This window comes from Pedobacter boryungensis (assembly GCF_013204825.1).
GTDB lineage: Bacteria > Bacteroidota > Bacteroidia > Sphingobacteriales > Sphingobacteriaceae > Pedobacter > Pedobacter boryungensis.
Map to the genome: position 1 here is coordinate 920496 of NZ_JABMKV010000001.1, position 23383 is coordinate 943878.

A 23383-nucleotide genomic window follows, 5' to 3' on the forward strand; every position below is an offset into this window, starting at 1 on the left:
ATAATGAAGCGTCTCGATTAAACCGAGGCGCTTTTTTTATGACAAAATACTTAAAGGCAAAGCTACTTGGGTATTTAATTTCTGATGAGAAAGAATATTTTCAAAATCTAAACCGATGGTTAAGTCAATCCAATCTGGATTACATGAACGAACAATTCTTTCTTTTTGCATTCTAGTAAAACGACTTACTAATTTAAATCGGCTCAACGCTTGAACTTCAGTTTTAAATTCTTCAAAATAAACCAATCGTGTTAATTGTTGACCGCTATCAAAAAACAAGTTTGGCATTTGCTTATAAAAATCAAGTGTTTTGATAAGATCAGCACTCATTCCTACGTGTAAACTTGTGCGATTTCTGTCGGTTACGATGTAAACAAATTTTTTCATGACTTCTCGGCTTAAAGATTAAAAACTAAATTAATTAGATAAATGTTTGTACTTTTAATAAATATTACTAACTTTATGAGCACAATAATACTAACAATTTTAGTAAAAACAAATTTATTTTAAAATTATTTTTTATGTCAAATATTTCATCCAACCTTAAATACTTAAGAAAGAAAAAAGGTCATACACAACAGCAATTCGCTGATGCTATGGAAATTAAGCGTTCATTAATTGGAGCTTACGAAGAAGATAGAGCAGAACCAAAATATGATTTACTAAAAAAAATAGCAGAATACTTTGATTTAACTATTGATGAATTTATCAACGAAAACATAAATGATAATTGGAAGCCAAAACCAAAGAGTCAAGGTTCTAACTTAAGAGTATTAAGTATTTCTGTAGATCAAAACGATAATGAAAATATAGAATTAGTACCAGTAAAAGCTAGTGCTGGATATTTAAATGGTTTTTCTGATCCTCAATACATTCAAAATTTACCAAAGTTTCAACTCCCCCTACCTGCATTACGACAAGGAACATTTAGAGCATTTGAAATTATGGGTGATTCAATGTTACCTATCCAACCAGGTAGCGTAATTATTGGCGAATATATGGACAACTGGAATGATGTAAAAACTGGAGAAACATATGTTATTGTTAGTAAGAATGAAGGTGTAGTTTATAAAAGAGCAGGTAATCGTTTTAAAGAAAACAAAGAGTTGAAATTAATTTCGGATAATAAGGTTTATGATCCATATGCAATAGATTCGGATGATATCTTAGAAATATGGAGAGCAAAAGCTTATATATCTACTACTCTACCGGATCCTACGCCTGAGCCAACTATAGAAACTTTATCGAGCATGATGGCTCAAATGCAAAAGTCAATTTCTCAATTAAATAAAAATTAACATTTTTTAACGTATTGCTTTTAAACCGTTTACTCTTTTTTGTATCTCATCAATAAAAACAACACATATGAAAAAATTAATTTTAAGTATAGCAATTGTAGTAATTGGATTTACTGCTGTTCATGCGCAAGACAGCACTCGTGTAAGAAAAACAAATAAAACTGTTAAATTCTCTGCAGAGCAGAGAGCTGAGATGGCTAGCGAAGCCATGCAACAAAAATTAGCATTAACAGATGACCAAAAGCAAAAGGTTTATCAACTTGAATTAGATCGCGTTAAAAAGAATGACGAATGGCGTAAACAAGATGAAAATACCATGAAGGGTAAAATGGATGAGCGTAAAGCTTTTCTAAAAGAAAGCAAAGAGAAAATGGACGCTATTTTAACAGCTGAGCAAAGAAAAACTTTAGCTGCTTCTCGTGACGAAATGAGAAAAAAAATGAAAGATAGAAAAGGTCCAAAGGGTTCTCGTAATGGAGACAAGACCCCTAGCCCTGCGACAAATAATTAAATAAAAAAGCCTCGACATTTTATCGGGGCTTTTTTATAGAACTCAATAGTGATACTATCTAACTACCTTAGATAACCGCTAGCATTTAAAAAATCTGCCCAAACCTTATATCCTTCTGGAATAAGGTGTAAACCATCTTTGGTTAATTCTGCTCTTAAATGATTATCCTTATCTAAAAACTGAGGATATAAATCTATAATAGTTACTTTTTTAGCAGCTAACTTTCTAATTTCGCTGTTTAACCAAAGTATGTGATTATCCTTACCGTAGTGATTTTTGAATTTCTCGAAAGAAGCATTGACAGGTAATAAGGTGTTGAAATAGATTTGAGTTTTCTTAGACCCTTTTCTAATTCTTTCTATAATTTTTTTGTAGTTACTTAAAATTATGCTATCAGGAACATTTCTAGAAACATCATTTATTCCTATTAGGATAAATATTTTCTTAGGTTTTCCATCAATTACATCTTGTAAACGTTCTAGAACCCCAAAAGTGATATCACCAGAAATACCTCTGTTTTTCGCTTGTGGCAAATTTAATAGTTTAGCCCAATCTGTACCAGCGGTGATGCTATTTCCCAAAAAAATATAGTCTTTTTTAGATTTCGGATCAGCTTTAAATTTTGCAACTTGTTCTACATATTTCGCAGGGCGATAAGTACTATCCCATTTTAAAGTTTGGGCATTCGCCTGATTAAAAGCAATTACTATGATTACTCCAAGTGCAATAAATAACTTATTAAAAAGTGATTTCATATGATCAAAAAATTAGTGAGACAATGGCGTAAGGTTAGCTAGATTTTTCTTTTCTCTATTCCATGTAAATGCCGTGAAGAAGATAGCTAATAAACACGCGATTAGTAGTACTATAAAAGCTGCATTCCATCCAACATTAGTAATTAATTTACCTAGACCAATATTAGCAAAGAGAGCAGTGCCAAGAAAATAACCAAATAAACCTGTAAAACCAGCCGAGGTACCAGCTGCTTTTTTAGGAGCTAAATCTAATGCCTGAACACCTATTAGCATAACAGGGCCGTAAATCAAAAATCCAATAACAATTAAAGATCCGTTAATAAGCCAATGTGAACCATCTGGAGCTTTCCAGTATATAATAAGAGCAATACTTATTAGCGTCATAAAAATTATGGTCGCTGGTGCTCTTCTTCCTTTAAAAACTTTATCGCTTAACCATCCACATAAGAGAGTTCCAGGAATTCCTGCCAGTTCAAAGTAAGAAACGCCAAAACTTGCTTCTGATTCAGAAAACCCTCTAACAGTTTTTAAATATGTTGGTGCCCAATCTCCAACCCCATATCGTACCAAATACACAAAGGCATTTGCAATAGCAATATACCATAGAGTCTTGTTGTTTAGAACATACTTAATAAAAATCTCTTTAGCAGACAATTCCTTTTCATGTTCTTTTGAATAATTCGCAGGATAGTCATTTTTATATTCTTCTATTGGAGGTAAACCAACGGACTGAGGAGTATCACGAATAAAAATGAAAGCTATTAATGCAATTATAACTGAAGCAATACCAGGTAGAAAAAGTTTACTCTGCCAAGTTCCGAACAAAATTAAAGCTAACAAAGTTAGTTGCGGTGCTAGTGCCCCTCCTACATTATGCGCCAAGTTCCAGATAGACATCCAACGTCCGCGCTCCTTAATTGAAAACCAATGTACCATTACCCTTCCTGAAGGTGGCCAACCCATGCCTTGAAACCAACCATTAAGAAAAAGTAACACAAACATAACGGTTATAGATGATGTAGCAAATGGCAACGTGCCCATTACAATCATTGTAAGTGCTGACAATATAAGTCCTGCAACCATAAAATACCTAGCGTTGCTACGGTCTGATATATTTCCCATCAAAAACTTACTAAGTCCATAAGCTATTGAAACGCCCGATAGTGCCAAACCCAAATCTGATTCATCAAAACCCTGTTCTTTGAGATTTGGCATAACTAAAGAAAAATTCTTTCGAACAAAATAATAACCAGCATATCCCAAAAAAATTCCAAGAAATACTTTTATTCTTTGGGCTTTATATTCTGAATTAATTTTATCTTGAGGTAAGAGTGGTTTATGAGCTGCTGGTGGTGGAAAAAGTTTAAAACTCATACTATTTGTTTAGGTTAGTGTTAAAGTATAAATGAAATTAAGTTTTCTAAAAAAGATTTGGGTAATCTGTAATAATACCATCAACCTTTAAAGATTTTAAACGATTAATTTCTTCTGGTGTATTTACGGTCCATGGCACAACTTTAACACCATCAGCATGCGCTTTTTTCGTTAAATCTGCATCTACCATTGTGTTAACTGGACTTAAAATAAATGGTTTAAATCCTAAATCAGCCATATTTTCCTCATAGGATTTCTTATTGCTTACTAAAAATGAAGTTTTAACATTAGGATATTCTTTATGAATAATTTGTATTGTTCTTTTATCAAATGATTGGATAACCACATAAGGTGTAATTTTCTTTTTCTCAATCACATCCATTAGTAACTTTACAAAAACTGCAGGTTCTGGATTTACTATATTATCTCCTTTAACATCGCATTTTGTCTCGATGTTATAAAACAGTTGTTTTTTGTTTTTTAGCTTGATTTCTTTTTGAACGGAATCAATTAAATCTGCTAGTAGGGAAATGTGAGTTTTAATTCTTTTTTGTTGAGGAAATCCTGTATTTGCTTTGGTTCCGATATCAAATGTTTTTAATAAATCGTAATCCATTTGATAGATTGGATACTTCTGTGCATCAGTTTTAGGAATATCTTTTCCCTCTGGTGTAAGCATAAAACTTGGGCTCAAATAATCATCATGTGTAACTACAACTTTGCCATCTCTTGTAATATGCGTATCCATCTCTAAAGTGGTTACTGCATCAAAAGTCATTGCATTTTGCATAGCGATAATGGTATTTTCAGGCATTAATCCCCTACCACCACGATGAGCTTCTGCGCTAAATGAAGGAAAACTTACATTTTGCATATTATTTTGTTGGATCGATTGACTACATCCAACTACTAAAGTTAAACTCAAAAAACTGAAAAATATAGTTGATTTATTCATTTTATGCTTCTGCTATAAATTGTTCTCCAAAACGATCTGTTGCCACTACTTTTACTTTTTTAACTGATGGATCAAAATGCGCCATAAATAAGTGTTCTGTCATTCTTGGCTCTGCAAAAGTCCTTCCCATTGGTAGTTTATCTCCTTTAAATAAGGTTACTGACAATGGATCATAGCCTTTTTGTTGTTCCATACTTCCCATTGCTTTACCATCTAAAAAATACTCTACTTTCCACATGGGATCCCAATTCCAAACATTTGCAATTAAACGTTTTTGTCCAGTTAATTCATCTACGTAAATGTGAACTTGTTCTTTCTTATCTAACCCAGTTCCTTGATAATACCATTTTAATTCTGTTCCATTAACTTCATAAACTCCATAACCATTTGGAGTTCCATCTTCACATATTGGACCAGTCCACCAAGCACCACAAACAGTTCCATGATTATGTTCATAGATGTTATTTTTTATGGTGTTTTTGTTGTAATGTGTGTGTCCAGACATAAAATGAACATTTGTAAAACCTTCTAATACTTTATACAAATCTTCATTATTTTTAACAGCATTATGAATTGGAATATGGGCACAAATAATGACCAAATTATTTTTGGATACAAATTTTAAATCTTTTGCTAGCCAATCTAATTGAGCTTGAGTGATAAAACCATCATATGTACGCTCAATACCTAAATATCTTACATCATCTAAAACTACATAGTGTGCTTTTCCTCTATTAAAGGAATAATAAGTTGGTCCGTAATGTTCTTGAAAAGTTTTGTCAGATGTTTCATCTCCACCCATTCGGTAATCCATATCATGGTTTCCTAAAGCCTGGAAAAACGGGATTCCCATTTCTGTTACTGCTTTATTATAATCAACAAATAATTCATGATTATCCCATACAATATCTCCAACACAGATACCATGAATTGGCGCATTACCTAATGATTTAATGATTTTTTTGGTGTCAGGAACAGATGTAGCCATCATTTTTTCTACATCCTTTTTGTTTTTAACTTGAGGATCTGCCCAAATAATGAAATTGTGCTTATCGTCTTTTTGAGATAATGCTTTTAAATCAAAATTTAGCTTTGAAGTAGCTAATGCTTCGTAATGTTTTGCTAAATAGCTTTCGGTTTTAAACTCGTATCCTGATGGTGTACTTAACCAAACAAACTTAGCCAACGGATTAATTTCAATGGTATAATTTCCTTGACCATCAGTTTGTACTACATTAAAGCCATCAGAAACTACAACATTAGCAACACCTTTACCTTTACTAGTAATACGTCCTGAAATTTTCTGATCTATATCAAGGAAAGAAAAAGAGTGCGCTTTTAAACTAACGAATAATGTAGTGGCTAATAAACTTGATTTTTGTATAAATGATCTTCTATTCATTGTAATTGAAGTAAACTAATTAAAATAACAAAGGATAGCTAAATACTATCCTTTGTAAATTGTATGAATTAATTTTTTAAAACAGTAACACCTGGGCCTGTTTGCAAATCAGAAACATTGGATGTTGTTGACATTACTATATTGGTTAGCAATCTTCCTTTTTCCCATCTTCCTGTGCTAGCAACGTATATTCCTCCAAGCTGAATAAAACCACCTCCATTAGTGCCAGCCTGTTCAACTTGAAAGCCTAAACGATTTGTGTTACTACCGGCACCGAAAAAGTTCTGTGTTAAACGAGAAGATGGATTTATTGTAGTATAATAATCTGTATTTGTAATTCTATAACCTACTTCTGGTGGACCAGCAGAATAAACATTACCAGAATTTGCATTCGAACCACCATAAAATATTGCATCTACAGGGACAGTATTTGCATTTACTGTTGTACCTTCAAATAAGGCGATACCTGCTATATTACCACTATTAGCTAATAAGTTTGTGGTTTTAGTTCCAAAGTTTGCGCCATCATTATTGGCATAATCTACTGCCGCAACCCAATTTGATGTAGAAATATTTGTCGAACCATAACCCCATATCACTTTACTGTATCCACCAACATAAACAAAGTCGCCCTTTTTAGCAATACCTGAAGTAATGTTGATTTTATAAGTACGAGCTCCACCAATCGCCCAACCATCGGTTGGAGCTGGGTTAGCCGAGCCTGCATTATTTGTAGTTACTAAAGAATATGGAGTGGTTGCAAAGTTAATATCCTTTGTTACCAATAACTGAATATATTCATATGCCCCTTTTTGAGTTCCACTAGTTACAGCTTCACTACCTCCTGGATTTGTCAAATACCCTGAAATGATTATTGGTGAAGGTTTAACCAATGGAAGTGCAAAAACATCATTTGCATTTCGCATCCATAAATAAGCTTGGTTTTGATTATTTTGGGTTTTAAAATATACAACTCCCGTAAAATTTGCGGCTGGAGGTAACTGGTTACCAGAAAAACTTGCCGTAGCTTCTGTATGTAATTTTGCTTTGCCAAAACCATCATTAATTGTTTTATCGCCAGAGAATGTCTCACCTGTTAAAGGTTCTGGTTCTACTACAGTATTGCTAATAGTTACCAATGTATTTTCATAAACATTTGGTTGAGCTAGCAATGTAGCAATATTTACAACTGGTGACTTAATAGTTTTGCCTGAAGCAATTTTATTAACAGCTGTACCACTAATACCTTCAATTTGAAGTATACCATCAACTCGTTTCATTGTACCACCATCAACTTTAATATGAACAGAGTCCCCTACTAAGTATTTTGCAGCATCTGCGCCAATATTTATTGCAATTCCGCGAACAGAATCTATTCCATTGCCAACTATTCTTGAGTTTTGTACAACTAACAAATTTTTTAGTGTATTACCTCCTACAAAATCTGATATCACTACACCTTTTATTGATGTAGCACCCTTCATCACCGAAGAATTTAATACTAAATCTGTTTCTTTAAAAGATTTTTTTAAATCAAAATTTGAGATAAAAGGACTGATTGTACCTAAAACAAATTCATCTTTTTGTTTATCACATCCAGTAATTACTATAATTGCAATAACTACTAAAGCACTTATATATTTTAATGTATTTTTCATTTTAATATAACTTAAAATTAAGGTTTTTGCCACCAAACTTGAGTACTTATTACATCAGGTCCTTGAGAAGCCACTGCATTTTTATAATTTGTTGGATTAGCTGATTGAGTTACAACAGGATAAAATAACCTGGCAGGCATTACACGATTATTAAGTAAACCTAAACCCATAGGCAACATTGGATATGTGCTACGACGATACTCAAACCATTGTTGAAAATCTACTAAAAACAAAGCATAATACTTTTGTTGATGAATTAAAGACATTTTACTTACACTAGTTGCCGATGCACTTTGCAATGGTAAGCTATTGTTCCATTCAATATCTGCAGCATCTGCGTAGGCAATTGCTGCAGGATCTGTAGCACCACCATTCATTATATTAGGTATCCAATAATTTATAGCATCGGCAATACCTTTATAGTAGAATGATTGAGCACTTTTGCTAACCCATCCTTTAGCAGCCGCTTCAGCAATAATAAAATCTACTTCAGCTGCATTCATAATAATACCAGTATATGGGTCAGTTTGTAATGATAACACTGCATTATCGCTTGCAGAATAAAAAACAGATTGTTTTGCTGGCTCATTACCTGGTACGTAACCACTTGGAACACCGGCATATCCATTTGTGCCAGGTCTAATACGGAATCTATTAATGTTATTTGTTCCAAAAGCTTGTAAAATGCGAGGGTCATTCCATACTACTAAATTATTGATGAAAAATTCTCCAATTGCAGGTACATAAAAATCATTTACACGCACATTTGCCATAAATGGAGAGGTATATAAAGCACTGCTAATATTAGAACCTGTCCATTGTAATTTGGCTGTATGCTGGTTAGTTTCCATTATTGGATAATTGTTCGGATTTGTATCAACAATATCCTTTATTTTAGCAATAACGGTAGATGATACTTCAGCTTTACCAGACACGCGAAGTAATAATCTTAAATATAATGAGTTACCCAATCTACGCCATTTAGCGACATCACCTTTAAAAATCGGATCGCTTGTTGCAACGATTGATGTGCCATCTTTTAATAAATTATTTGCTTCTTCAAGCTTTTCAAACATACCTAAATAGATATCTTTTTGTTTGTCGAAAACTGGCTGATAATTACCATCTTTTCCTTTATTTGCTTCTGAGTATGGCACATCACCATAAGTATCAGTTAGTAAGGAATAAACCCAAGATTGTAATATTAAAGAAATACCTTGATATGATTTGTTTAGTTTTTCTGGCTTACTTGCAATTGCCTGTATATCTGTAATATTTGTAAGGTTCAGATACCAATTATTCCAGGTATTATCAGCTGCATTTCTTCTGATATCGTATCTAAATGTTTTTCCTTCAGTATCACCCAAATCAACAGTAACTTGCATTAATTCATTGTTGAAGTTTCGGTTGCGCAACATATTAGTTGTCATTAGATTTACTAATGTTGGCGCTAATAACTGATCAGCATTTACTTCTGTTTTCCCAAGCGGATCGGTGTTAACCTCATTAAAATCTTTTGTACAAGATAAAATAGATAAACCAAATCCTACCAAAATGGTATATATAATGATATTTTTATTCTTTTTCATAACTATAATTATTATAAACCAACAACTAAACGTACACCGTAATTTCTTGTAGAAGGAAGTTGTCCAGTTTCAAAACCTTGTTGAATATCGGAGCCAGCTAAAGTTCCAAATTCAGGATCGAATGCCGGCCAAGGCGACCAGATAAACAAATTACGTCCGTAAACACCTACAGTTAGTTTGTTAAATCCAATTTTGTTTAAAAAGCTTTTGTTAAAAGCATAGGTAATATTTGCTTCTCTAAACTTTAAATAATCTGTGCTAAAAATGCTTCCTTCTGCTTGATTATAATATATTGAATTGTAATAACCCTCAATATCAGTAGCGATAATATCATTTTTTCTGAAAGTTCCATTACCATTGTCTACAACACCATCTCCAATTATACCATTGTATCTACCCGGTAATGTGATGGTAGACTTACCTAATGAAGCCATACGTGCAAATGTAAATGAATGTCCTACAGCACCAAGTTGAGCATCAAATAAAACGCTTGTACTTATTTGCTTATAGGTAATTCCAGTACCAAAACTAAATCTAAACTTAGGTAAAGTATTTCCTAAATATTTAACATCAGTTGTAGGTTTAGCATAACCAGTAACTGCATCAAAAACAATCTGACCATCTGGAGAACGCATAAAACCAGTTCCATATAAATCACCCATGCTGCCACCAACATTCGCTACAACTTGACCTGAGTTACCAAATCCGCCTGTACGTAAAATTACAGAACTATCGGCCAATTCTTTAATTTCATTTCGGTTAGCGCTAAAAGTACCATTCAACGTCCAAGTGAAGTTTTTAGATTTTAGTGGAATAGCATTGATTGCCAATTCTAAACCTTTATTATTTACTCTACCTACGTTAAAGACACCAATATCATAACCAGATGATTTATCTAAAACACGACTTAAGATTTGATTTTTAGTGTTACCACTATAAACAGCAAAGTCAAAATTTAATCTGTTTTTAAATAATTTTAAATCTAATCCCAATTCAATAGTTGTAGTCATTAATGGTTTTAAATTTGGATTTGGTAAGATTCTAGGATTTGTCATCGCATTACCAGGATAAACACCATTCGAAGCAATTAAATAATTATAGGCTGTGCGATAAGGAGTTGTGCTTCCGCTTCCAACTTGCGCATAAGATGCTCTTAATTTTGCGAAAGATATTGCTTTAGGCATTTTCCAAAAATCTGATGCTACAAAAGATAAACTTGCTGATGGGTAAGAAAAACCAACATTGTCTTTTCTTGTTAAAGTAGCTAAAGTACTGTTCCAATCTTGACGACCAGTTAAATCTAAAAATAAATAGTTTTTGTACGAGAATGACGCAACTGCATATAAACTATTAATTCTATATCTAGCTGTATCAGGTACATATACTAATTTATTGATATTGTTTGTTAAGTCAAATACTCCTGGTAAAACCAAACCATCTGCACGAGTTTCTAATCTATCATATTCATTACGCATTTGACTACCACCTACTGATGCTGTCATACTAAAATCTTTATTAAATTTCTTCTCGTATTTCAACATAAAATCGGCATTTATTTCATACGATTTTATCTTAGTTACTCTGTAAGATCCTTGAGCAAACAAACCTCCTGATGAGGTATCCCATGGACGTTTTGTTTCTCTGTTATCGTTATTATAATCAGCAGATGCACGAACCATTAAACTTAATTCATTCGTAAACTTATAATTTGCTTGAATATTTCCCAACCATCCATTACGTTTCTGACCATTTAAATATTGTTCTGAAATTGCATACGGACCTTCAGGAAAAGAGGTAGTTAAGTTAACAAATTGTTGTTGTTCCTTACCTGTAACCCAATAATCTCTGTACCAATCTGTATTAATATTAGGCTGTGCAAAAATAAACCAATACATTAATGATTGATTACCATATCCCGTTGCAGGTAAATTATCACTGTTTCTGTTACTGTATTGCGCTTTTAAATTAATGCTCAACTTTTTGGTAATATTACTATTAGCATTTAAGGTTACATTAGTTCTTTCCATACCTGTGTTGGGCACAATCCATTCATTATTTCCATGACTTGCTGAAAAACGTAGCCCTACACCTTTATATGTTCCATCTAAACTAACTGAATTACTAGATTCGAAACCAGTTACAAAAAAAGCATCTACAGGATCTTGGTAAGCAACCCAAGGTGTTTTTGTTAAACCTCTTGCTTTAATTGCAGGATCATATTGAAAAAACATATATCCATCTGAAAATGCTGGACCATAAGTAGAGCTTGTATTATTACTACCAAATTGATAGCTTGTAGTACCATCTGTACCTGCTCCAAATTCGTTTTGTCTTGATGGACTGCGGTTAACATCTTCCCAAGCACTATTAGAAGTAAATGAAATTCCTAACTTTTTCTTGTTCTTATTAGCTGATTTAGTAGTAATCATTACTGCTCCATTAGCACCTCTTTGACCGTAAAGTGCTGAAGCAGCTGGACCTTTTAGGACAGTTACACTTTCTATATCATCAGGATTAATGTCATTAATGCTACTACCAAAATCGACTGGCAATATATCTCCAGAAGTACCATACACTCCTCCTCCAGTAGCAGAAGAGCGTCTTGAACTACTGCTCGCAACTACCCCATCTATAACGATTAATGCCTCATTATCTCCAGTTAAATTATTTTCACCCCTTAAAATAATTTTATTTGATGCTGCTGGTCCACTATTGCGCACTAGATTTAAACCCGCCACTTTACCAGAAAGTGCATCAGTCCAGTTACTTGAAACTGCATCTGTAAAAGTATTACTATCTAGTTTCGTAATTGCGTAACCTAAAGCTTTTTCTTCACGTTTAATACCTAGGGCAGTTACTACAACCTCATTTAATTGACTTGAAGAAGTTTTTACGCGGATAGTTAAGTTGCTTTGAGAATCATTTAGAACTCTTGTTACAGTGGTATAACCAATCATAGTGAAGTTAATTGTTGTACCTTTTGGAACAATAATAGAAAAACTACCACTTTCATTAGTAACACCCCAAACTTTTTTAGCATTGTCAATAATTGTGATACCAGGTATTCCTTGACCATCAGTATCATCTAAAACAGTTCCTTTTACTGTAATATTTTGTACAGTGGTTTGTTGTGCGAGTGTTTTTTCCGAAGAAATTGCTAAAATCAAAGTACTAAGCAAAATAAGTTTACAGCAAAATATGCTACTGTAAACCAAATTGAAATCACTTTTTTTTCTGTAATGCTTTCCTGCGACTTTAGTTTCACTACGCAAGTGGCGCCAAAGCAAAGCAGCATGTTGAGTAAATGTTTTGTTCATAATTATTGATATATCCGGTTAGTTTATGCAAACAATTTGTCTTGCTACCGAAGTTGCAAAAGTAAATGGTCTTCATTAATCTAATATTAACTAATGGTTAATACCAGATTATTTTTATTACGATTTGTTTATTTTTTTGTTATCAAACATTTCGATATAAAAATATAAAAACAAATTGAAACTAATAATATTTTTCAAATTAGTATTCTAGATTCTGCATTTTACAGTAGATAATAGGCCAATAACCACGCTATAAAACGTCAGCCTACTGTATTAAAATAGGTCGTATTTTTTTAAATATGATGAATTAAGATGCTAAAGTGGTTTTTATGACAACTAAGGAAACAAAATGTAACATTTCATTTACAAGAGATAGGATATGCAAGATTAAGCTTTCGAATTAATAAAGCTACGTTAATTAAATTTCCTAAAACGATAATAGGAATAATATTTCTAATGAAGGATTATCAAACAATTAGAGATTGGAAAAGTTATACAATTGTAACTGTAACCCCTAATCCTTCTAAATGATTTACAATTTGTTGAGAAATTCCTTTGTCAGTTATAATGTGATCAATGTCTTCTAGACCACAAATTTTCCCAAATCCTCTTTTTCCAAATTTTGTAGAATCAGCTAAGACAATTGTTTTTTGAGAAACGTTAATCATTTTACGATTTAAATGTGCCTCCATTGCATTGGTTGTAGTTAATCCGTAATCTAAGTCAATGCCATCTACTCCTAAAAATAAGGTATTAAAATAAAAATCTTGCAGTATCTGCTCGGCATAGGTTCCCATAACTGACGAGGAGCTTTTACGCATTAACCCCCCTAGTTGTATTACCTCAACACTCGGTTCACTAACTAATTCCAGTGCTATATTTAATGCAGATGTTACCACAGTTAAGTTTAAACCAGATGGAATATTCTTAACGAAATAAAGCAATGTAGTACCTGACGCAATTACAATAGAATCATTTTCTTTTAATAGCTGTACTGCTGCAAGTCCAATTTTATTTTTTTCAGATGATTGTATTTTTTCCTTTTCATTAACCGGTCGATCTACTGTATATGGATTATTTACAGTAGCCCCCCCATGTGTTCTAAAAAGTAGATTTTTATCTTCTAATAATTTTAAATCTTTTCTAATAGTTACAGAAGAGACTTTTAACTCTTTACACAATTCTACTACGTTAATATACTGATCTTTTTGAATGCGGTTTAATATAAACTGGTGCCTCTCAGCTAAATTCATCATAATAATGTTATCAAGTTCTGCAAAATAATAAAAATAAGCAGTCAATTTGTAGAGGATTTATAAAAATAATAATTTTTTAACATGCATTATATATTATTTCAATAACTATTACTTATAATTGCTTATTGTTTCGTTTTATTTCTTTTTAATGAAAAGGCTACATAATTATAATATAGAAGAAAATTCAAATTGGGATGTAATCATCATTGGTGGTGGTGCAACAGGTTTGGGAACTGCGCTTGATGCAGCAAGTAGAGGCTTAAAGACATTGCTGGTAGAGCAATCGGATTTTGCTAAAGGAACTTCAAGCAGAAGTACTAAGTTAGTGCATGGTGGAGTAAGATATTTAGCACAGGGTGATATTGGATTGGTAAAGCATGCTTTAAGAGAAAGAGGATTGTTAGCGCAAAATGCTGCCCATTTAGTCCATAAAGAAAAATTTATTATTCCATGCTACGATTGGTTTTCGATTGCCAAATATTTAACTGGGCTTACACTTTACGATTGGCTTGCTGGAAAATTTAGTTTTGGAGCATCAAAATACTTATCCAAAAAAGAAACTTTAAATTTAATGCCTGGTATTAAAGAAAAAGGTCTTAAAGGTGCGATTAGTTATTATGATGGAAAGTTTGATGATGCAAGATTAGCTATTAATATTGCTCAAACAGCTGTAGAATTAGGGGCAACATTAATCAACTACATGAAAGTAGTAAATCTAATTAAAAAAGAAAACGAGGTTGTTGGCGTTGAAACTGAAGACACATTAACAAAAGCAAAATTTAAATTGAATGCTAAAGTTGTAATTAATGCTACAGGTGTTTTTGTTGATGAGATTTTACAAATGAATAATCCAACGGCTAAAAAAATGGTTCGTCCTAGCCAAGGAGTTCACGTAGTTCTAAAAAAGGAATTTTTAAATAGTGAGTCAGCATTAATGATTCCAAAAACTGCAGATGGACGTGTACTTTTCGCTGTGCCATGGCATGAACATTTATTGGTTGGTACAACTGATACTCCATTAGATGAACATAGTTTAGAACCAAGAGCATTAAAAGAAGAAACAGATTTTATTTTAAATACTGCAGGTGCCTATTTTAAAAGAAAACCAATTGAAAAGGATATTTTAAGTGTATTTTCTGGTTTAAGACCGTTGGCCGCCCCTACTGATGCAAATAGTAACAGTACTAAGGAAATCAGTCGCGATCATAAATTAATCATTTCGGCAAAAGGTCTAATTACTATTACTGGTGGCAAATGGACAACTTACCGAAGAATGGCAGAAGAAACTATTGATTTAGCAATTACACATAGCGGCTTTACCCCAAAAGTGTGTGCAACCAAGAATTTAAAAATTCACGGTTCTGTATTAGCCAACGATAATAATTACTTAAATATTTATGGTTCAGACAGACAGTATATTGAAGATTTAGCCAAAAAACATCCAGAATTAGCTCAAAAACTACATCCAGATTTTCCCTACACAGAAGCTGAAGTACTTTGGTCTATTAGGAATGAAATGGCCGAAACAGTAGAAGATATACTAAGCAGAAGATTAAGAGTTCTTTTTATTGATGCAACGGCCGCAATTGAAATGAGCCCTAAAGTAGCATCTATTTTAGCAACAGAATTAGGAGCAAATAAAGAATGGGAAGAAAATCAAATAGAAATATTTAATAAATTAGCTTTTGGATATATTTATCATACAGAGAAACCTAGACAAAAAGAGGCTTTAGCGAGCTAAAAAACCTAACCAATTATAACTATGAGTAATTACATCTTATCTCTCGATCAGGGAACCACAAGTTCGAGAGCTATCATATTTAACCATAATGGTGAAATTGTTGCAATTGCACAAAAAGAATTCACCCAAATTTATCCTCATGCTGGTTGGGTAGAACACGATCCTTTGGAAATATGGTCTACACAATTATCTGTTGCAGCAGAGGCTATTGTAAAAGCTGGACTATCTGCAAAGGATATTAACTCAATCGGGATTACTAACCAGAGAGAAACCACTGTAGTTTGGGATAGAGAAACTGGCCAACCTATTTATAATGCCATCGTTTGGCAAGATAGACGTACTTCTGCTTATTGTGATGAAATTAGAAAGGAAGGTTTAGCAGAAAAAATTCAAGATAAAACAGGTTTAATAATCGATTCATATTTTTCAGCTACCAAAGCGAAGTGGATATTAGAAAACGTAGCTGGTGCAAAAGAAAAAGCTGATGCAGGAAAATTGGCATTTGGTACAATTGACACATGGTTGATTTGGAAATTAACAAATGGCGAAACTCATGTTACTGATGTGAGTAATGCATCGCGTACGATGATGTATAACATTCATACTTTAAAATGGGATGAAGAGTTATTAAAGCTTTTTGGCATCCCAACATCAATGCTACCTGAAGTAAAATCATCAAGCGAAGTCTATGGAGAAACAGCAGGTGATATTCTAGCAGCAAAATTACCAATCGCAGGTATAGCTGGAGATCAACAGTCGGCATTATTTGGACAAATGTGTACAGAACCTGGAATGGTTAAAAACACGTACGGAACTGGCTGTTTTATGCTGATGAATATTGGGAAAACGCCAAAAATATCTGCGAATAACCTATTGACGACTATTGCATGGAAAATTAACAATGAAGTTTTTTATGCTTTAGAAGGTAGTATTTTTATTGGTGGTGCTGTTGTTCAATGGTTAAGAGATGAGTTAGGAATGATTTCTAAATCTGCTGATGTAGAAACTTTAGCAGCAAAAGTGAAAGATACACAAGGAGTTTACATTGTTCCAGCATTTGCAGGATTAGGTGCGCCGCATTGGGATCAACATGCTCGTGGAACTATTACTGGCTTAACAAGAGGGACCAACAAATCGCACATTGCAAGAGCAGCTTTAGAAAGCATTGCTTACCAAACTATGGATGTGTTAAAAGCCATGGAAGCCGATGCTGGTGTTGGCATAGCCGAATTAAGAGTTGATGGTGGTGCAACAGCAAACAATTTGTTAATGCAGTTTCAGGCAGATTTATTAAATTGTAAAGTAATCAGACCAGAAGTTACAGAAGTTACCGCGATTGGTGCTGCTTATTTAGCTGGTTTAGCTACAGGTTTCTGGGATAGCATAGATCAAATTAGATCCCAATGGAAAATAAATAGAACTTTTGTAGCAGAAGATAATTCTGACAATACCGAACGTGTAAAAGGCTGGAATAGAGCTATAAAAGCAGCAAGAGTAAATGCAGAAGATTAATTCGGTTCCATCAATCAACAATTTAAAAATTAAATAATTTAACCTCTTATAGATATGAATGTTTATTTAGCAGAATTTATAGGTACTGCCTTAATGATTTTACTAGGAAATGGTGTAGTGGCGAATGTTGTTTTAAAAGGTACAAAAGGCAACAACAGCGGGTGGATTGTAATTACTACCGCTTGGGCATTAGCCGTTTTTGTTGGTGTGGTAGTAGCTGGGCCATATAGCGGAGCTCATTTAAATCCTATTGTTACACTTGGTTTAGCAATTGGGAAAGGTTTTGATTGGGCATTAGTTCCAGGATATATCGGTGCGCAAATTCTTGGTGCAATGGTAGGTTCATTTGTAGTTTGGATAATGTATAAAGACTATTTTGATGCAACCGATGATCAAGGATTAAAAGCAGCACCTTTTGCAACTGCTCCGGCAATTAGAAATTATAGCTCCAACTTAGTTTCTGAAATTATCGGAACATTCGTATTAATATTCGTGATTTTCTACTTTACAGATGCAAGTATGGGCACAAAAGAAGAAACTACCCCTATTGGTTTAGGTTCTTTAGGCGCTATTCCTGTAGCATTTTTAGTTTGGGTTATTGGTTTATCTTTAGGGGGAACTACAGGTTATGCTATTAATCCTGCCAGAGATTTAGGACCACGAATTATTCACGCTATAATTCCAATGAAAGGAAAAGGTAGTAGCGATTGGGCATATGCTTGGGTACCTATTTTAGGTCCAATAATTGGTTCTTCATTAGCAGCATTGGCATATTTAGCCTTACATATGAAATAATAATCTTCAAAATATAAATAGGAAAGCCTCGATAATCTCGGGGCTTTCTTTATTTTTGAAAGGAATGAGCCAAGCAGAGAATTTCCTTCAACAAAAACTAAAAGAAAGAACCGATAAAGGATTGTTAAGAAAACTAACAAATCACTTTTTACCAGTAGATTTCTGCTCAAATGATTACTTAGGTTTTGCCCGTTCTTCTGCTTTAAAAAAATTAATTGAAGAGCAAATCAAATATGTAAAGCCTTATCTAAATGGATCTGGAGGATCTCGGCTATTAAGCGGAAATCATCCATATACAGAAGAAACCGAACAATTTGTTGCAGATTTTCATGACGCAGAAACTGGTTTAATTTTTAATTCTGGTTACGATGCTAATATTGGTTTACTTTCCTCTATCCCACAAAGTGGAGATACAATTATAACCGATGAGTTAATACACGCAAGTTTAATTGACGGTGCACGATTAAGCTATGCAAAGCGATATAAATTTAAACATAATGATATTGCAGACCTTGAATGGAAACTTAAAGCTGCAAAAGGTTTAATTTATGTAGTGATAGAAAGTGTGTATTCAATGGATGGAGATTTGGCGCCGATCCTAGAAATTAATAGTTTATGTAAATTGTATAATGCGCATTTAATAGTTGATGAAGCTCATGCTACTGGTATTTTTGGCAACCAAGGGCAGGGTTTAGTTTTAAAACTAGGTTTGCAAAATGAGGTATTTGCTCGTATTGTAACTTTTGGAAAAGCGATTGGTACGCATGGAGCCATAGTTTTAGGAAGCAAAAATTTACACAATTACTTAATTAATTTTGCTCGTTCATTTATTTACACCACAGCAGCGCCTTTATACCATATTGTAGCCATTAACTGTGCGTATCAGTTACTAGCCAAAGGCAATGAAACCACAAAAATAACAAGCAAAATAAATCTTTATAATAGCTTAATTTACGATTTGAAATTACCCACAATTTCAAGCCAAAGTGCAATTCAAACTATTTTGTTTAATAATAACAAAACTGTTAAAAATGCAGCTAAAAATCTCCAAGAAAAAGGGTTTGATGTAAAAGCCATTTTAAGTCCAACTGTACCAGAAGGTAAAGAACGTCTAAGAATTTGCTTGCACACTTACAATAGCGATGAAGAAATTACAAAATTGGTAAATGAATTGAAACAACTTTAATAATGGCTGAAAAATATTTTATCACTGGTATTGGAACGGGAATTGGGAAAACTATTGCAAGTGCAGTGATCACAGAAAAATTAAAAGCAGATTACTGGAAACCTATCCAATCTGGAGATTTAGCACAAAGTGATAGTTTAGCAGTTAAAAGTTTGATCAGTAACTCGATAACCAATATCTATCCCGAAACTTATAGATTGAATAATCCGCTTTCACCACATTTATCAGCTAAGCTTGATGGAATACAAATAGAACTTGATCAATTTAAACTTCCAAAAACAGAGAACCATTTAATAGTTGAAGGTGCTGGTGGCTTGATGGTTCCGCTAAATGATAAAGAATTGATTTTAGATTTAATTAAGTATTTAGCTATTGAAGTTATTATAGTATCTCAAAATTATTTGGGAAGTATCAATCATACTTTATTAACCATTAACACTTTAAAACAGCATCAGATTGCCATTAAAGGAATTATTTTTAATGGTGAAGAGAATTTAGAAAGTCAAGATTATATTTTAAAATATACTGGGATAACCAACTTGGGTAATATCCCAGTTTTAAAAAGCATTTCTAAATCTGAAGTTTTATTAGCTGGTTTGAATTTGAATTTTTAAAATCTACAATACTTTTAGTTCATTGCACAGGTTTAAGTTTTTAAACTGGATTGCAGCGAATTTTTTTTTTGTTCTTAGTGCCATAAACATAAAAAAAACAAAAAAGATATTTAGTATAAAACCAGATTTACTTTAAATGTCGTGATGGTTTTGCTTTTCGAATTATTTAAGAAACAGATTTCTCAATCGCTTTGCTCATTTCGAAATAACGTATTTTATCACATAAAAAAAGGGAAACTTTCGCTTCCCCTTTTCTTTCAAACTGTATTTCTTATTTTACTGCATCAATGATTGCTTTGAAAGCATCTTTATGATTCATAGCTAAATCTGCTAATACTTTACGGTTTAAACCGATGTTTTTAGCTGCTAATTTACCAATCAATTGAGAGTAAGATACACCGTGCTCACGTGCTCCAGCGTTAATACGTTGGATCCACAATCCGCGGAATTCTCTTTTCTTAACTTTACGGTCACGGTATGCATATTGCAAACCTTTTTCAACCGTGTTTTTAGCAATGGTAAATACCTTGCTTCTTGATCCCCAATAGCCTTTGGCCATATTTAGGACTTTTTTTCTTCTGCGTCTAGCAGCTACTGCGTTTACCGAACGTGGCATAGTGTGTGATTTTTGATAAGCGGTGTTGCATTTGCAATCTTAGGTACCGAGTATCTGGTTAAAAATTAATTATTTACCGATTGCAAGCATACGCTTAACGTTGCCCATATCAGCGTTACTTACCAGACTTGTCTGGCCTAAATTACGCTTACGTTTAGTGCTCATTTTTGTTAAAATGTGACTTTTGTATGCGTTCTTTCTTGAGATTTTCCCTGTTCCAGTAAGCGAAAAACGCTTTTTAGCACTGGAATTGGTTTTCATTTTTGGCATAACCCTGTTTTAATTTATATAATTTATTACTTCTTTGCTACTTTAGGCGCTAATGTTAAAAACATACGCTTTCCTTCTAATTTAGGTAGTAATTCTACTTTACCTATATCTTCTAATGCTTGAGCAAACTTTAACAATAAGATTTCGCCTTGTTCTTTGTAAACAATAGCTCTACCCTTAAAGTGTACATAAGCTCTTACTTTTTCGCCATTTTCTAAAAAGCTAATCGCATGCTTTAATTTAAATTGAAAATCGTGATCGTTCGTATTAGGACCGAAACGAATTTCCTTTATAACAGTTTGTTTAGCATTTGCCTTTATCTCTTTTTGCTTTTTCTTTTGTTCGTAAACAAATTTGCTATAATCGATAATACGGCAGACAGGTGGAACTGCATTTGGAGAAATCTCAACTAAGTCAAGCTCCAATTCATCAGCAAGTGCCAAAGCTTTTGCCAAAGGGTAAATTCCTGGCTCAACATTATCTCCAGCTAATCTCACCTCTTGAGCTCTGATATACTGATTAATATTATGTTCTGCTTCTTTTTTCTTAAAAGGAGGACGTGGTCCCCTATTAAATCCTGGTCTTCCTAATGCCAAATGTAATTTCTATTAAACTGTTATTTCTTTACTAATTAATGCGCTAAACTCAGCTAAAGTCATGCTTCCTAAATCTCCTTCTCCGTGTTTGCGAACAGAAACTTTTCCTTCCTCCGCTTCTTTTTCACCGATTATGAGCATATAAGGTAGTTTTTTAACCTCAGCATCTCTGATTTTTCTTCCAATTTTCTCATCTCGAAAGTCTATCAGCCCGCGAATATCGGAATTATTTAGTTCATCTGAAACTTTTTTTGCATATTCTTCATACTTTTCTGAGATAGGTAGAATAATATATTGCTCAGGAGAAAGCCATAATGGAAAGTTTCCTGCGCAATGCTCAATTAAAACCGCTACAAAACGTTCTAATGAACCAAATGGTGCACGATGAATCATTACCGGACGATGCTTTAAATTATCACTACCAGTGTATTCTAATTCGAAACGCTCTGGTAAATTATAATCTACTTGAATTGTGCCTAATTGCCATTTTCTACCCAATGCATCTTTCACCATAAAATCTAGCTTAGGACCATAAAAAGCAGCTTCGCCCAATTCTACCACTGTTGGCAAACCCATTTCTTCGGCAGCATCAATGATAGCTTGTTCCGCTAGTGCCCAATTTTCATCAGAACCAATGTATTTTGCTTTGTTTTCTGGATCACGTAATGAAATTTGAGCAATATAATTATCAAACCCTAAAGATTTGAAAACATACAACACCAAATCAATCACTTTTTTAAATTCTTCTTTTACTTGATCTGGACGACAGAATAAGTGTGCATCATCTTGAGTAAATCCTCTTACACGAGTTAGTCCATGCAATTCGCCACTTTGCTCGTAACGATAAACCGTACCAAATTCTGCAAAACGCACTGGTAAATCCTTGTAAGAACGAGGTTTAAATTTATACATTTCGCAATGGTGCGGACAGTTCATTGGTTTTAAGAAAAACTCCTCTCCTTCTTGTGGAGTTTTTATTGGCTGAAAACTATCTTTCCCATATTTATCGTAGTGACCAGAAGTTACATATAAATTTTTATGACCAATATGTGGAGTAATTACTTGCTCGTAACCAGATTTAACTTGGGCCTTAGTCAAAAATTGAGCTAAACGTTCTCGTAAGGCAGTTCCTTTAGGTAACCACATTGGCAAACCAGCACCAACTTTATCAGAGAACATAAATAACTCTAATTCTTTACCAAGCTTACGATGATCACGTTTTTTAGCTTCTTCGATCATTAACAAATATTCTGTTAATTCGCTAGCCTTTGGGAAAGTTACACCATAAATACGAGTCAGTTGTTTTTTAGTTTCATCTCCTCTCCAGTATGCACCAGCAACATTCATCAATTTTATAGCTTTAATAAAACCAGTATTCGGAATGTGTGGCCCACGGCATAAATCTGTAAACTCACCTTGAGTGTAAAAAGTTATTTTTCCATCATCTAAACCTTGCAAAAGATCTAGTTTATACTCATCGCCCTTTTCGGTGAAATATTGAATTGCATCAGCTTTGCTCACACTTTTTCGACTAAACTCTTCTTTTTGTTTAGCCAACTCCAACATTTTAGTTTCTATTGCTTTGAAATCATCTGAAGAAAATTCTCTATCTCCAAAATCTACATCGTAATAAAAACCAGTTTCAATGGCGGGGCCGATACCAAATTTAGTACCTGGATAAAGCGCTTCTAATGCTTCGGCCATTAAATGAGCTGATGAATGCCAAAAGGTAGCTTTACCAGCTGTATCATTCCATGTCAATAATTTAACAGTAGAATCAGTTTCAATTGCACGAGAAGAATCCCAGATTTCTCCGTTAACTTCTGCTGCTAAAACGTTCCTTGCTAAGCCTTCTGAGATAGATAAGGCAATTTGATGGGCAGTTGTGCCCTTTTCATACTGACGGCTAGAACCATCAGGTAAAGTAATGTTAATCAT

The 23383-nt window shown here is 33.5% G+C and carries 20 protein-coding genes; 7 read left to right on the top strand and 13 right to left on the bottom strand.

Annotated elements, in window-relative coordinates; genetic code table 11:
- Nucleotides 1-36: 36 nt before the first annotated feature.
- Nucleotides 37-387, bottom strand: a complete 351-nt coding sequence (locus HQN85_RS04015; protein WP_173269060.1) for a GIY-YIG nuclease family protein — start codon at nucleotides 385-387, stop codon at nucleotides 37-39.
- 134 nt (nucleotides 388-521) lie between these two features.
- Between HQN85_RS04015 and HQN85_RS04020 the strand changes: the two genes are divergently transcribed.
- Together HQN85_RS04020 and HQN85_RS04025 are read left to right on the top strand one after the other, a co-directional pair.
- Nucleotides 522-1298 (top strand): XRE family transcriptional regulator, encoded by a 777-nt coding sequence (locus tag HQN85_RS04020; RefSeq protein WP_173269062.1) that lies wholly within the window; start codon nucleotides 522-524, stop codon nucleotides 1296-1298.
- Nucleotides 1299-1365: 67 nt separating this feature from the next.
- Nucleotides 1366-1809 carry a hypothetical protein gene (locus tag HQN85_RS04025; protein WP_173269063.1) on the top strand — a complete coding sequence of 148 codons (444 nt, stop codon included), beginning with the start codon at nucleotides 1366-1368 and terminating at the stop codon, nucleotides 1807-1809.
- Nucleotides 1810-1871: 62 nt separating this feature from the next.
- Here HQN85_RS04025 and HQN85_RS04030 read toward each other — a convergent pair whose 3' ends face one another.
- The 8 genes from HQN85_RS04030 to HQN85_RS04065 form a co-directional block, all read right to left on the bottom strand.
- Nucleotides 1872-2564: a GDSL-type esterase/lipase family protein gene (locus HQN85_RS04030; RefSeq protein ID WP_173269065.1), complete on the bottom strand. Its 693-nt coding sequence runs from the start codon at nucleotides 2562-2564 to the stop codon at nucleotides 1872-1874.
- A 12-nt stretch (nucleotides 2565-2576) separates the two neighbouring features.
- The gene (gene glpT, locus HQN85_RS04035; RefSeq protein WP_173269067.1) at nucleotides 2577-3938 is read right to left on the bottom strand and encodes a glycerol-3-phosphate transporter; all 1362 of its coding nucleotides are present in this window, start codon (nucleotides 3936-3938) and stop codon (nucleotides 2577-2579) included.
- Between the two features lie 46 nt (nucleotides 3939-3984).
- The gene (locus tag HQN85_RS04040) at nucleotides 3985-4893 is read right to left on the bottom strand and encodes a glycerophosphodiester phosphodiesterase family protein (RefSeq protein WP_173269069.1); all 909 of its coding nucleotides are present in this window, start codon (nucleotides 4891-4893) and stop codon (nucleotides 3985-3987) included.
- 1 nt (nucleotide 4894) lies between these two features.
- Complete coding sequence (locus HQN85_RS04045; RefSeq protein WP_173269071.1) at nucleotides 4895-6295, bottom strand: calcineurin-like phosphoesterase C-terminal domain-containing protein; 1401 nt, start codon at nucleotides 6293-6295, stop codon at nucleotides 4895-4897.
- Nucleotides 6296-6363: 68 nt separating this feature from the next.
- Nucleotides 6364-7953, bottom strand: a complete 1590-nt coding sequence (locus HQN85_RS04050) for a DUF5689 domain-containing protein (RefSeq protein ID WP_173269072.1) — start codon at nucleotides 7951-7953, stop codon at nucleotides 6364-6366.
- Between the two features lie 17 nt (nucleotides 7954-7970).
- Nucleotides 7971-9542, bottom strand: a complete 1572-nt coding sequence (locus HQN85_RS04055) for a SusD/RagB family nutrient-binding outer membrane lipoprotein (RefSeq protein WP_173269074.1) — start codon at nucleotides 9540-9542, stop codon at nucleotides 7971-7973.
- An 11-nt stretch (nucleotides 9543-9553) separates the two neighbouring features.
- Complete coding sequence (locus HQN85_RS04060) at nucleotides 9554-12859, bottom strand: SusC/RagA family TonB-linked outer membrane protein (protein WP_173269076.1); 3306 nt, start codon at nucleotides 12857-12859, stop codon at nucleotides 9554-9556.
- A 491-nt stretch (nucleotides 12860-13350) separates the two neighbouring features.
- Nucleotides 13351-14115 (bottom strand): DeoR/GlpR family DNA-binding transcription regulator, encoded by a 765-nt coding sequence (locus HQN85_RS04065; protein ID WP_173270216.1) that lies wholly within the window; start codon nucleotides 14113-14115, stop codon nucleotides 13351-13353.
- 148 nt (nucleotides 14116-14263) lie between these two features.
- Between HQN85_RS04065 and HQN85_RS04070 the strand changes: the two genes are divergently transcribed.
- The 5 genes from HQN85_RS04070 to bioD all read left to right on the top strand — a co-directional run bounded on the left by HQN85_RS04070 (nucleotide 14264) and on the right by bioD (nucleotide 19963).
- A complete protein-coding gene (locus tag HQN85_RS04070; RefSeq protein ID WP_173269078.1) occupies nucleotides 14264-15856 on the top strand; it encodes a glycerol-3-phosphate dehydrogenase/oxidase in 1593 nt (530 codons plus the stop codon).
- A gap of 21 nt (nucleotides 15857-15877) precedes the next feature.
- Nucleotides 15878-17368, top strand: a complete 1491-nt coding sequence (gene glpK, locus HQN85_RS04075) for a glycerol kinase GlpK (protein WP_173269079.1) — start codon at nucleotides 15878-15880, stop codon at nucleotides 17366-17368.
- Nucleotides 17369-17422: 54 nt separating this feature from the next.
- Nucleotides 17423-18163, top strand: a complete 741-nt coding sequence (locus HQN85_RS04080; protein WP_173269080.1) for an MIP/aquaporin family protein — start codon at nucleotides 17423-17425, stop codon at nucleotides 18161-18163.
- Nucleotides 18164-18227: 64 nt separating this feature from the next.
- Nucleotides 18228-19349 (top strand): aminotransferase class I/II-fold pyridoxal phosphate-dependent enzyme, encoded by a 1122-nt coding sequence (locus tag HQN85_RS04085; RefSeq protein ID WP_173269081.1) that lies wholly within the window; start codon nucleotides 18228-18230, stop codon nucleotides 19347-19349.
- 2 nt (nucleotides 19350-19351) lie between these two features.
- A complete protein-coding gene (gene bioD, locus HQN85_RS04090; RefSeq protein WP_173269082.1) occupies nucleotides 19352-19963 on the top strand; it encodes a dethiobiotin synthase in 612 nt (203 codons plus the stop codon).
- Between the two features lie 271 nt (nucleotides 19964-20234).
- Here the strand turns inward: bioD and rplT are convergent, their stop codons facing one another.
- The 4 genes from rplT to thrS form a co-directional block, all read right to left on the bottom strand.
- Nucleotides 20235-20579: a 50S ribosomal protein L20 gene (rplT, locus tag HQN85_RS04095; RefSeq protein WP_055131818.1), complete on the bottom strand. Its 345-nt coding sequence runs from the start codon at nucleotides 20577-20579 to the stop codon at nucleotides 20235-20237.
- A gap of 69 nt (nucleotides 20580-20648) precedes the next feature.
- Nucleotides 20649-20849 (bottom strand): 50S ribosomal protein L35, encoded by a 201-nt coding sequence (gene rpmI, locus HQN85_RS04100; RefSeq protein WP_173269083.1) that lies wholly within the window; start codon nucleotides 20847-20849, stop codon nucleotides 20649-20651.
- Between the two features lie 26 nt (nucleotides 20850-20875).
- Nucleotides 20876-21445, bottom strand: coding sequence for a translation initiation factor IF-3 (gene infC, locus HQN85_RS04105; RefSeq protein ID WP_173269084.1), 570 nt, complete (start codon nucleotides 21443-21445; stop codon nucleotides 20876-20878).
- 12 nt (nucleotides 21446-21457) lie between these two features.
- Nucleotides 21458-23383, bottom strand: coding sequence for a threonine--tRNA ligase (thrS, locus tag HQN85_RS04110; RefSeq protein ID WP_173269085.1), 1926 nt, complete (start codon nucleotides 23381-23383; stop codon nucleotides 21458-21460).

What these genes read in the sequence shown, in the direction of transcription:
- HQN85_RS04015 (WP_173269060.1), bottom strand. Translation starts at nt 387, where the DNA reads ATGAAAAAATTTGTTTACATCGTAACCGACAGAAATCGCACAAGTTTA.
- HQN85_RS04020 (WP_173269062.1), top strand. Translation starts at nt 522, where the DNA reads ATGTCAAATATTTCATCCAACCTTAAATACTTAAGAAAGAAAAAAGGT.
- HQN85_RS04025 (WP_173269063.1), top strand. Translation starts at nt 1,366, where the DNA reads ATGAAAAAATTAATTTTAAGTATAGCAATTGTAGTAATTGGATTTACT.
- HQN85_RS04030 (WP_173269065.1), bottom strand. Translation starts at nt 2,564, where the DNA reads ATGAAATCACTTTTTAATAAGTTATTTATTGCACTTGGAGTAATCATA.
- glpT (WP_173269067.1), bottom strand. Translation starts at nt 3,938, where the DNA reads ATGAGTTTTAAACTTTTTCCACCACCAGCAGCTCATAAACCACTCTTA.
- HQN85_RS04040 (WP_173269069.1), bottom strand. Translation starts at nt 4,893, where the DNA reads ATGAATAAATCAACTATATTTTTCAGTTTTTTGAGTTTAACTTTAGTA.
- HQN85_RS04045 (WP_173269071.1), bottom strand. Translation starts at nt 6,295, where the DNA reads ATGAATAGAAGATCATTTATACAAAAATCAAGTTTATTAGCCACTACA.
- HQN85_RS04050 (WP_173269072.1), bottom strand. Translation starts at nt 7,953, where the DNA reads ATGAAAAATACATTAAAATATATAAGTGCTTTAGTAGTTATTGCAATT.
- HQN85_RS04055 (WP_173269074.1), bottom strand. Translation starts at nt 9,542, where the DNA reads ATGAAAAAGAATAAAAATATCATTATATATACCATTTTGGTAGGATTT.
- HQN85_RS04060 (WP_173269076.1), bottom strand. Translation starts at nt 12,859, where the DNA reads ATGAACAAAACATTTACTCAACATGCTGCTTTGCTTTGGCGCCACTTG.
- HQN85_RS04065 (WP_173270216.1), bottom strand. Translation starts at nt 14,115, where the DNA reads ATGATGAATTTAGCTGAGAGGCACCAGTTTATATTAAACCGCATTCAA.
- HQN85_RS04070 (WP_173269078.1), top strand. Translation starts at nt 14,264, where the DNA reads ATGAAAAGGCTACATAATTATAATATAGAAGAAAATTCAAATTGGGAT.
- glpK (WP_173269079.1), top strand. Translation starts at nt 15,878, where the DNA reads ATGAGTAATTACATCTTATCTCTCGATCAGGGAACCACAAGTTCGAGA.
- HQN85_RS04080 (WP_173269080.1), top strand. Translation starts at nt 17,423, where the DNA reads ATGAATGTTTATTTAGCAGAATTTATAGGTACTGCCTTAATGATTTTA.
- HQN85_RS04085 (WP_173269081.1), top strand. Translation starts at nt 18,228, where the DNA reads ATGAGCCAAGCAGAGAATTTCCTTCAACAAAAACTAAAAGAAAGAACC.
- bioD (WP_173269082.1), top strand. Translation starts at nt 19,352, where the DNA reads ATGGCTGAAAAATATTTTATCACTGGTATTGGAACGGGAATTGGGAAA.
- rplT (WP_055131818.1), bottom strand. Translation starts at nt 20,579, where the DNA reads ATGCCACGTTCGGTAAACGCAGTAGCTGCTAGACGCAGAAGAAAAAAA.
- rpmI (WP_173269083.1), bottom strand. Translation starts at nt 20,849, where the DNA reads ATGCCAAAAATGAAAACCAATTCCAGTGCTAAAAAGCGTTTTTCGCTT.
- thrS (WP_173269085.1), bottom strand. Translation starts at nt 23,383, where the DNA reads ATGATTAACATTACTTTACCTGATGGTTCTAGCCGTCAGTATGAAAAG.